We start from the raw sequence: 10,637 nt of genomic DNA, 5'->3' as shown, positions 1-10,637 counted from the left end.
ATCTAGGAATGATTAAATTAGCTTGTACTTTTATTTGGCTTCGATGAAAATTTATTTTTGTGCACAGAGCCTAATTATATTCTAAAAGACATCTAAAGGCTATTAGTGATAGATTCTTATCAAAGCTCTAGATTATAGAGAATTATTTTGATTGACAACAATATCAAGGTTTTTGTGTTTACTTATCATCAAACACAACAGATCTATTTCTACCCTGAGATTTAGCCTGATACAAAGCCTTATCGGCAATCACTAAAGTTTGCTTGATCGATAATTGATTTTCATTAGTCGCAACACCGCAACTTACAGTATATGTAAGAATATGATCATCTATTATTAGTTTCTGTTTTTGCACCTCAATACGTATCCTTTCAGCAATATTTTTTGCACAGTCTTTATTAGTATTAGGCAAGAAAATTATAAATTCCTCTCCCCCAAATCTCACAGCCAAATCATTCTCTCGTGAATACTTCTTAATTGTATTTGCCAAAGATATAAGCACCTTGTCGCCATGTAGATGAGAAAAATCATCATTAATTTTTTTAAAATGATCAATATCTAACATTACAATTGCATATGAATCTTGCATAGTATATATCATTGTATAGTCATCAAATCCTCTACGATTAAGTAGTTGTGTCAAGGGATCTGTACGTGATATATCCAACAAAGCTAGTTCAGCATTTTTTATATCAGTCACATCTCTTTCTATGGCAGCAAAATGAGTGACTGTGTCATCTTTATTTAAATGTAATGGAAATATTGATATATCAATCCAATATGGTTTATTGTCTTTTGAATAATTAAGTATCACCTCTCTTATTCCCTCTTTTGCTTCTAGTGCATTATGAATCCTACGTAAAGCTTGTCTATCTGTTGCCTCTCCTTGTAACATCCTAGGAGTATTACCAATAAGCTCTTCTATATCATACCCAGAAATTCTCTGCATATATTTATTAGCATAGACAATCTTTGGGCCATGAGGTTTCTTAAGATTATCAGCACTAGTTATCAAAACTCCATCATATGCTTTATCTACAATCTCCCTAAATGGTAACTCATACTCTTTTGAAACATCTGTGAAAGACACTACTATTTGATCTTTATCAAAATGTAGATTTATAAGAGCCCATGTAGGAGTTTCAGTATCTGAACTCAAGATTCCGACCAACATACCATTTATAGATTTTTTAGTGCGGATAGCTATACTTACAGGATATTCACTAGGATCAAGCACTTTACCTGATGGATCAATAAGCTTCCATTGAGGGTCAAAAACATCTTTCCCAAGCATTTGCTCTTCACTTAAACGCAAAATACGTAGAGCTTCTTTATTTACATATGAAATAGATGTATCCATCTGATGTACCACAACACCAGCAGGTAAATTATCAAGAAGCTCTTTAATATTTATTTTTGCATTCATATAAAAGAACCATATTTATTTTGGTTGCCAAACAATATCAAGCTCTTTAGCAGCTTTGACATCATCTAAACGACGAGATGGCAAACTATATGGAGCTTTTTTAAGATACTCAGGATTTTCTTTTGCAATATCTCTAATTTCTACCATTGCTTGGATAAACTTCTCCATACTATCAACATTTTCAGTTTCAGTAGGCTCTATTAGCAAGCACTCTGGAACCAGTAGTGGGAAGTACATAGTAGGAGCGTGCACACCTCTATCTATCAGACATTTTGCAAAATCTGTAGCTGTCACGCCATACTTCTGTAGCTCAGGTTTTAATGTCACAATAAACTCGTGAGATGCTCTTCTATCAGAATATGCGATTGTAAAGCCTTCTTCTTTTAAACGCACCATCATATAGTTAGCGTTTAGAGTTGCTATTTCAGAAGCCTCTGTTAGGCCATTACCACCTAACATTGCACCATAAATATACGCTCTAAGCAACACACCAATATTACCATTAAATGCAGATAATCTACCAATAGTATTTGGTACATCTTTTTCTTCTAACCAGACAAATTTATCCTCTTTTTTGCCAACCATTGGTACAGGTAGAAACTCTTTTAACTTATCATTAACAGCTACTGGACCAGCACCTGGACCACCACCACCATGAGGAGTAGCAAAAGTTTTATGCAGATTCATATGTAAAACATCAAAGCCCATATCACCAGGACGTGCTTTACCCATAATTGCATTTAGATTTGCACCATCATAGTATAGTAAACCACCAGCTTCATGGACTTTCTTTGCAATTACCGCGATATTTCTTTCAAATACCCCAACAGTAGAAGGATTTGTAAGCATAATACCTGCTGTCTTTGGCCCAAGTACTTTATCTAATGCTTCAAGATCAATATCGCCACACCTCTTAGTTGGAATCTCGATAACTTTCAAACCACATACTTTTGCAGTTGCTGGGTTTGTTCCATGAGCAGCATCAGGTACGATAATCTCATTACGCTCAAAATCACCGCGTTTATGATGATAAGCTTTGATCATAGCTACACCTGCAAATTCACCTTGAGCTCCTGCCATAGGTGCAAGTGAAACACCAGTCATACCAGTTAACTCTTTGATCAAATCTTGTAGATCATATAAGCATTCTAGAGTACCTTGTGCACTTTGTGTACTTGCATATGGATGTCTCTCTAAAAAACCAGCAAGTGATGCATACTTATGCGCTGCGCGAGGATTGTACTTCATAGTACAAGAACCTAATGGATAGAAATTTGTATCTATACAAAAATTCTTACGTGATAATTGTGTATAATGCCTAACTACATCTAACTCTGCTTGCTCTGGTAAAATAGGTTTTTTAGAGCGTAGCATATCTGCTGGAATATTTGAAACATCGCCTTTTTTGCTAGGCATTACAGCTGGTGAATTTACACCTCTAGTTTTTTCAAAAATAACCATTTAATTAACCTCCTAACCTAGCTAAAACTTTTTTAGCTGCAGCAATATACTCAGCATGGTCATCTGCTGTATGAATCTCTGTAGAGCAAATCATAATAGATTTTTCCAAATCACTACTATATTCACCTAAAAAGTAACCTGCATCAATACCTTCTTTTTCCATCTCTGTTACAAAAGCTACCGCATTAACAGGTAAATCAATAACTACTTCATTAAAAAACGCTTTGTCAAACCTAATACTCACACCATCTAGCTTAGATAATTCATTTGCTAGCTTAGTAGTATTTTCATGAGATACACTAGCAACTCTTTCTAAGCCTTCAGCACCAAGCAAACTCATATAAATAGTTGCAGCAGTTACCATAAGACCCTGGTTAGTACAGATATTAGAAGTAGCTTTTGCACGGCGAATGTGCTGCTCTCTTGCTTGTAGTGTTAAACAGAAACCTTCATTTCCATCTAAATCAACTGTTCTACCAACTATACGCCCTGGCATTTGACGGATATGAGGCATCTTACAAGTCATAAAACCAAAGTATGGGCCACCTGAAGCTAGTGGCACACCCATAGGTTGACCTTCACCACAAACTATATCAGCGCCTTTATCTCCCCATTCTGCAGGTGACTTTAAAATTGCTAAAGACATTGGATTTGTCACAGCTATTGCTAAAGCTCCATGCTCATGTGCCCAATTAGTAAGACTATCAACATCTGCAATTTGACCTAAAAAGTTAGGGCTTTGGATAACTACTGCAGCATATTGAGTATCTGCAAAATCAGCTAGCTTTGCTATATCTGTTTTACCATTTTTAGAGTCTAGTTTTACAATATCTACTTCAATACCTTGATGCTTTGTAATAGTCTCTAGTACATTTAAGTATGTTGGATGTAAGGCCTCAGCTATTAGGACCTTTTGCGATTTTGCCTTTTTATTAGAGCGGATTGCCATAAGTACAGACTCTGCTAATGCAGTTGCTCCATCATACATAGATGCATTTGAAGCATCCATACCTGTTAGTCCAGCCATCATTGTTTGAAACTCGTAGATAACTTGCAAGCCACCTTGAGAAGCCTCCGCCTGATATGGAGTGTACGCTGTATAGAACTCTCCTCTAGCTACTATATCCCATATTGCTGATGGAATATAATGGCCATATGCCCCAGCTCCTATATAGTTTGTATTATGATGATTTTTATTAGCTCTTTTTCTAGCTAAATTCGCTAATTGTATCTCATTGATACCATCAGGAATTTTTAAGGTTTTTGCTCTTAATTGTAAAGGGATTTCATCAAATAACTGATCTACAGAAGATGCTCCTATAGCATCAAGCATTTTTTTAATCTGTTCTGGTTTATGTGGAATAAAAGACATATTTCCTCCATGCCTTTGAATGAAAATAATTAATCTATAATAAGTTAGTCATACTAAATATTAATCAATTTCTGAATAACTAAGGAATTTCTCCCCGGATTTTTATTTTAAAATATTAAGAAATTATTTAGTCTTCCATTACTTTTGAATAAGCATCTGCAGTTAATAGATCAGCTAACTGAGAATCATCAGAAATTTTTAGTTTAAATAACCAGCCATCTTTATATGGAGCATGATTCACCTGAGAAGGATCATCTACCAGAGACTCATTTACTTCAATAATTTCACCATCAAGTGGAGAGTATACATCAGATGCTGCTTTCACCGATTCTACAACACATGTATCATCACCTTTAGAGAACTCTTCTCCAACTTCAGGAAGCTCAACATATACCAAATCTCCAAGTAATGACTGAGCGTGCTCTGTAATACCTACTGTAACTTCATCACCTTCTACTTTTATCCACTCGTGTGATTTTGTGTATTTTAATTCATTAGGAATATTTGACATTCTTATACCTCCAGTAATTAATCAATTTAATTTTTCATTTAAAACTTGTAGTACTAATAGTTTAACTTTTATTTTTATTTTAAAACTTAGCTAAAATGATATGAATACTTTATATAATCTATATTAAAGATTTACCATTTTTAACAAATTTGGGTTTTATAATCTCAACATCTAGCTCTTTACCACGTATATTTACTTTAGGATTATTTCCTTGTTTAGGCACATATGCTAAAGCTATAGCAGTCTTTAAAGTTGGTGAGAAGCTACCACTTGTGATATAACCTTTTTCACCGTTATCTAAAATGATCTCTTGGCCAGACCTTAAGACACCTTTTGATCTAAGAACTATACCAGCCCACTTAGTATCTACTCCTTTTGCTTTTTTAGCCAATAGAGCTTTTTTACCTATAAAATTTCTATTTTCATCAGATAAATCAACGCTCCAACTAAGACCTCTATCTAAAGGTGTCGTTGAACTATCCATATCTGAACCATATAAGTGCATGCCAGCTTCTAATCTAAGAGTATCTCTAGCTCCTAAGCCTGCAGGAGTTGCTCCATGCTTTAATAGACTATTCCAAAAATCTACAGCCTGATCTGCTGGAAGCATTATCTCAAAACCATCCTCCCCAGTATAACCAGTACGTGCAAACATCCATCTACTGAAAAACTTAAAAGAGAAAGGTTTAAGATGATCTAGCTGCTCAGCAATCTCTGATGTCACTACATGCTCAACAATTTGAGCTGCTTTAGGACCTTGAACTGCTACTATAGCCAAATCTTCTTGAGGGCTTATCTCAACTGCAAAATCTTTAGCATTTTCTCTAAACCATGCTACATCAGATTCTCTATTGCCTGCATTTACAACAATTCTAAAATTCTCTGTATTAATCTTATAAGTAATTAAATCATCTACAATTCCTGCCTCATGATTTAGCATACAACCATACTGCGCTTTATTACTTACTAATTTAGCTACATCATTTGCTAAAATATGACGTAAAAATTTTTCAGCATCTCTACCTTTTATATCAACAGCAAGCATATGTGAAACATCAAATACACCGCAGTTTTCTCTAACATTATTATGCTCTTGAATCTGTGAGCCGTAGTTAATCGGCATTGACCAGCCAGAGAAATCAACCATTTTAGCATTTGCAGCGACATGTGCTTCGTAAAGAGGAGTTTTTAACATAAGAAATTACCCACTAAATTTGAACCCTAACAAAAGACACTATACATCTTTTTAGAGTCTTTTATAAGCATTTTTACTCAATTTTTTTGTGATTCTTACTCATCAAGAACTTTTATATATAACTTACCATCTTTTGCTCTCTCTGGGCCATGGATATCTGTATCAAATCCTGGTAGCATTGAACCTATTTTTTCCAACATTAATAGAAAATCTAAAATCACTTTTGACTCTGCTGTTACTCGCTCGCCTGGGAATATAACAGGTATTCCCGGTGGATATGGAAGTACCATAACAGCGCAAATATGTTCATAGATATCAGCTAATGGAACTTTTTTAACTTTACCTTTTAGTAATTTTTGAAAAGCTCTATGCGGATTTAACTTTTGCTCTGGTAACACATTAAAAGCATGGTACATCAGATTCGGTAAGTTAGCATCACGCATATATTGATGTAGCTGTTCACTAATCTCTTGTATTCTTTTACCATCATAAAACTTTGCATCTTCTGCATACAAAGTTGGTAGCATTTTTTCTACTAGAGTATTTTCATCGTACATCTGTTTAAACTTATTTAGTACAGATATAAGCCTTACAGATTTGGCTTTTGTAGTTCCCAAGCTAAATATAAACAATAAAGAATAAGGGCCAGATTTCTCAACAACGATATCATGCTCATCTAGAAACTTAGCCACAACATCCGCTGGAACACCCCAATCTTGGACATTATTATCTTTTATCCCTGGAGTTAAAATAGTTATCTTAATAGGATCTAGTGATAAAAAATCATCATCAACATTTTTAAAACCATGCCATTTATCAGCATTTCTAAGCGACCAAGTCTCTTTACTTGTAATATCATCAGGTTGCCAGACATCAAAAAACCAGCCATTAGCCTCAGATTTTAATTTAATCATTTCTCTTCTAAAATCTATAGCTAAATTAATGGTCTTATCTATAAGGTTATAACCTTGCTCACCCTCCATCATTGCTGCTGCCATCTCAGTGCTTGAAACAATTGGGTAAAATGGCGATGTTGATGTGTGCATCATATAAGCTTCATTTAAAACCTCTTCATTGTAATCACCTTTGATATGAAGCATAGATGACTGACTAAATGCTGCTAAAAGCTTATGTGTAGATTGTGTCTCAAAAATTATATGCTCAGATTTAGGCTCAATTTGCATTGCTGTTTTATGCTTATATATTGGATGAAATATTGCATAAGGAATCCATGCACTATCAAAGTGTAATTTTTTGACATCTAATTCATCATGGATTGTAGTAGTAGTATACAAAATTCCATCATAAGTGGAATTTGTAACAACTGCATACTCAGGCCACTTATTCGCAATACTACTATTTTCTACTTTACTCTGGATTGTCGCTTTTTGAAACTCACTTTTAGGAATCCCCCCAATTATGCCATAAGCATTTCTAGTTGGCTTGAGATAGATAGGATTAATATCAACCATCATCATAAGATGAGTTATAGATTTATGACAGTTTCTATCAACTAAAATAGTGTCTCCATCAGCAACACTATACATGCCAACTATCTTATTAGCCGTTGATGTGCCATTAGTTACAATAAGAGATCTTTCTGATTTAAACACTTTTGAAATATATTCTTCAGCATCTTTATGCGCTTCTGAATGATCTAGTAAACTGCCAAGCTCTTTCATTGATATTGATAGATCAGTTTTAAAAATATTCTCACCATAAAAGTCATAAAACAAAGCACCTACCGGAGATCTTTGAAAACCATATCCACCTTGATGTCCTGGTGTACAAAATGCTGAATTAAAATCTCTTGAATATTTAAATAACTCATAAGTTAATGGTGGTAATATATCATTAAAATAATTTGTGATAGTTTTGTGAATAAAATCCGAATCTTCACCCGCTAAAGCATCATACTGGATAAAGTTAATATTTAGATTAAAATCTCTTAAATTAAGTTTTATGCTTTGACTATAATCAGAAGCTACAAATATAGGTAGCTTCGTATTTAAATGCGCAATATTATGAAAAGCTTCGATATTAAAGCTTGCTCTATCTAAGACAATGCAACATATCCTAGAGTTCTCCTCAAGAATTTCAACAACCTCTGACATATCATCTATAACCAAGGTATTATAATGATAGCTTTTAATATCTCTTTCGATTTTTAGGAGAAACTTTTCTTTATATGATTTTAAAGAATCATTGTAAACAAACACCACTGTTTTCATAGTTTATGCAACCCATAAGAATATAACTATCTAATAATGCAGTATACTAAAAGTCAGTAAATTAGAAATGATTTTTTATATTAAAGAAAGAAAAAATGAAGTTAATTAGAGTTTTCAACTAACTCTATCTCGCCATCAACTAACCTATAGATTTTATTCATTCGCTTAGCTAGTTCTTCATCATGTGTCACAATTACAAAACTAGTACCAAAATCATCACTTAGCTGTTGCATTAATTGAAAAACACTCTCAGATCTTTGACTATCTAAATTACCAGTTGGTTCATCAGCTAGAATACAATTTGGGTTAGTTACTAGTGCTCTAGCTATTGCTACTCTTTGACGCTCACCACCTGAAAGCTCAGCCGGTTTATGGTTAGCGCGATGATCTAAACCAACTTTCTCAAGAATTTCTTTAGCACGCTTTATAGAATCTTTTTTACTATACTTTTTAGTAATGGCTAAAGGAATCATAACATTCTCAATAGCAGTAAACTCAGGTAAAAGATGATGCAACTGATATATAAAGCCCAAATGCTTATTACGCATAATCGCTCTTTTGTTTACCGACTGGTTATCAAACCTCTCACCCATTAAATACACTTCACCAGAGTTACACTTATCTAACCCTCCTAGCACATTTAATAAAGTAGTTTTACCAGAGCCTGATAGACCTAATATAGCAACTTTTTCACCCTTTTTAATTTCAAGGTTAATATCTTTAAGAATAGCTATATCACTCTTAAATTCAGTATATTTCTTTGAAACATTATTACAGCTTAAAATAATATCACTCATATCTTAGAGCCTCTACTGGTTGAACTCTTGAAGCGCTCCAAGCTGGATACAGTGTCGCTAAGAAGCTTAAAAACATTGATACTAAAGTTACCTTAACAACATCAGAGAACATCAAGTCTGATGGGATATAATCAATAAGATAAACACTTGCACTTAAGAACTGTCTACCTGTAACATGCTGAATAAAATTAACAATCTCTGTAGCATAAGTTGATAAGATCACCCCTAGAATTACCCCAATAATTGTACCTATCAAACCAATTATAAAGCCTTGATATATAAATACTGTGATAATTTGGCGAGAGGACATTCCCATAGTTCTTAAAATAGCGATATCGCTACGTTTATCTGTAACCACCATTACCAAAGATGATAATAAGTTAAATATTGCTACTGTTATTATCAATAGCAATATAAAGAACATCATAGTTTTTTCCATTTTAAGTGCATCAAAGAATGATTTATTCTCATCTGTCCAATCACGAGTAAAGTAATAAGATGAAAGACCTCCATCATTTAATTTGTTTTTAATAACAGGAGCATCATAAATATTTTTTGTACCAAGCTGTAACGATGTAACAGCATTACCAGTCTCAAAAACCTTCTGTGCATCTTTGATATTAATCATTGCATAATAGGCATCATACTGATAGCTTACAGAGAAAATTCCAGTCACGGTAAATTGTTTAATTCGCGGAATCATGCCTGCAGGAGTCAAACTAACTTTTGGTACTATAAGTGTAACTTTATCACCCACAGATACACCTAGATTACCTGCCAAGACACTACCTAGAACTATGTTATAACCCTTGCCATCATCCAAAGATGATAAGCTTCCATCAACAATATGCTTCTTAATAGGTAATACTTTAGTTTGATACTTTGGTTCTATACCTTGTATTTGCACAAATGCAGTTGTACTACCACCAGTATTTGCACTAAGTAACCCTTGAGACTCTACTATAGGGGCTGCTGAGGTAACTTTAGGGTTATTTGCCAATATTTTTTTTGAAAGTGATTGCCAGTCATCAAGTTTACCGCCCATTTCATAAACTTTTAACGGCGGTACCATCATTAATATTCTACTTTTAATCTGTTGGTCAAAACCATTCATAACAGACATCACGGTGATTAAGACTGCAACACCTAAAGATATACCAAGAAAAGATATTGCTGAAATAATAGATATGAATCTATTACGCTTTTTTGCACGAATATATCTTAGGCCAATAAATAAAGGTAAACTTCTAAACATTTAATTTCTTAATAAGAAAAATTGTATTATAGGATAACATATTAGGTTCTGAAAAACATTTCAAAAATATTTACCAAACTTTACTTCTCCAAACTTTTAGAGTTTATCAAAAATTAATTGTCCTTGTTAATTTTACCTAATTGTTATAACTCTATCTTGCTCTATAATTAAACAAGATCATCTTACATTGAAAATAGGAGGCAAAATGGAAGGTTTATTTAAATCTCGGTTTAATTACATTTGCATCTATTTAGGAGGATTAGTTATAGCTTATACAAGTATAACGTTACTAGTCCTGAAAACCGTGTTCTAAATAACCTCAGTTCGATAATTACTTCATGTCTAAATATTTATAATTATTGATTTTAATTGGAGAAATAATAAACTGA

The 10,637-nt window shown here is 33.6% G+C and carries 8 protein-coding genes; all 8 read right to left on the bottom strand.

Going from position 1 to position 10,637, the window contains the following annotated elements; translation table 11 throughout:
- Positions 1-178 precede the first annotated feature (178 nt).
- Positions 179-1,426 carry a diguanylate cyclase gene (locus AB8E56_RS10375; RefSeq protein WP_329480815.1) on the bottom strand — a complete coding sequence of 416 codons (1,248 nt, stop codon included), beginning with the start codon at positions 1,424-1,426 and terminating at the stop codon, positions 179-181.
- Positions 1,427-1,441: 15 nt separating this feature from the next.
- Positions 1,442-2,887 carry an aminomethyl-transferring glycine dehydrogenase subunit GcvPB gene (gene gcvPB, locus AB8E56_RS10370; protein ID WP_329480813.1) on the bottom strand — a complete coding sequence of 482 codons (1,446 nt, stop codon included), beginning with the start codon at positions 2,885-2,887 and terminating at the stop codon, positions 1,442-1,444.
- A gap of 4 nt (positions 2,888-2,891) precedes the next feature.
- On the bottom strand, positions 2,892-4,259 hold the full coding sequence (gene gcvPA / locus AB8E56_RS10365) for an aminomethyl-transferring glycine dehydrogenase subunit GcvPA (RefSeq protein ID WP_329480811.1): 1,368 nt from the start codon (positions 4,257-4,259) through the stop codon (positions 2,892-2,894).
- A 127-nt stretch (positions 4,260-4,386) separates the two neighbouring features.
- Complete coding sequence (gene gcvH, locus AB8E56_RS10360; protein WP_329480809.1) at positions 4,387-4,770, bottom strand: glycine cleavage system protein GcvH; 384 nt, start codon at positions 4,768-4,770, stop codon at positions 4,387-4,389.
- Positions 4,771-4,888: 118 nt separating this feature from the next.
- The gene (gene gcvT / locus AB8E56_RS10355) at positions 4,889-5,965 is read right to left on the bottom strand and encodes a glycine cleavage system aminomethyltransferase GcvT (RefSeq protein WP_329480807.1); all 1,077 of its coding nucleotides are present in this window, start codon (positions 5,963-5,965) and stop codon (positions 4,889-4,891) included.
- A 95-nt stretch (positions 5,966-6,060) separates the two neighbouring features.
- Positions 6,061-8,196 carry a lysine decarboxylase LdcC gene (gene ldcC, locus AB8E56_RS10350; RefSeq protein ID WP_329480805.1) on the bottom strand — a complete coding sequence of 712 codons (2,136 nt, stop codon included), beginning with the start codon at positions 8,194-8,196 and terminating at the stop codon, positions 6,061-6,063.
- A 101-nt stretch (positions 8,197-8,297) separates the two neighbouring features.
- Positions 8,298-8,993 carry a lipoprotein-releasing ABC transporter ATP-binding protein LolD gene (gene lolD / locus AB8E56_RS10345; RefSeq protein WP_329480803.1) on the bottom strand — a complete coding sequence of 232 codons (696 nt, stop codon included), beginning with the start codon at positions 8,991-8,993 and terminating at the stop codon, positions 8,298-8,300.
- A complete protein-coding gene (locus tag AB8E56_RS10340) occupies positions 8,986-10,248 on the bottom strand; it encodes a lipoprotein-releasing ABC transporter permease subunit (RefSeq protein WP_329480801.1) in 1,263 nt (420 codons plus the stop codon). Before AB8E56_RS10340 ends, lolD begins: the two co-directional genes overlap by 8 nt.
- Between the last annotated feature and the right edge of the window lie 389 nt (positions 10,249-10,637).

The organism is Francisella sp. 19X1-34, from assembly GCF_041102755.1.
Lineage (GTDB): Bacteria > Pseudomonadota > Gammaproteobacteria > Francisellales > Francisellaceae > Francisella.
Note: the sequence above shows the minus strand (reverse complement) of the source record. Positions and strands in the feature narration are given on the sequence as shown.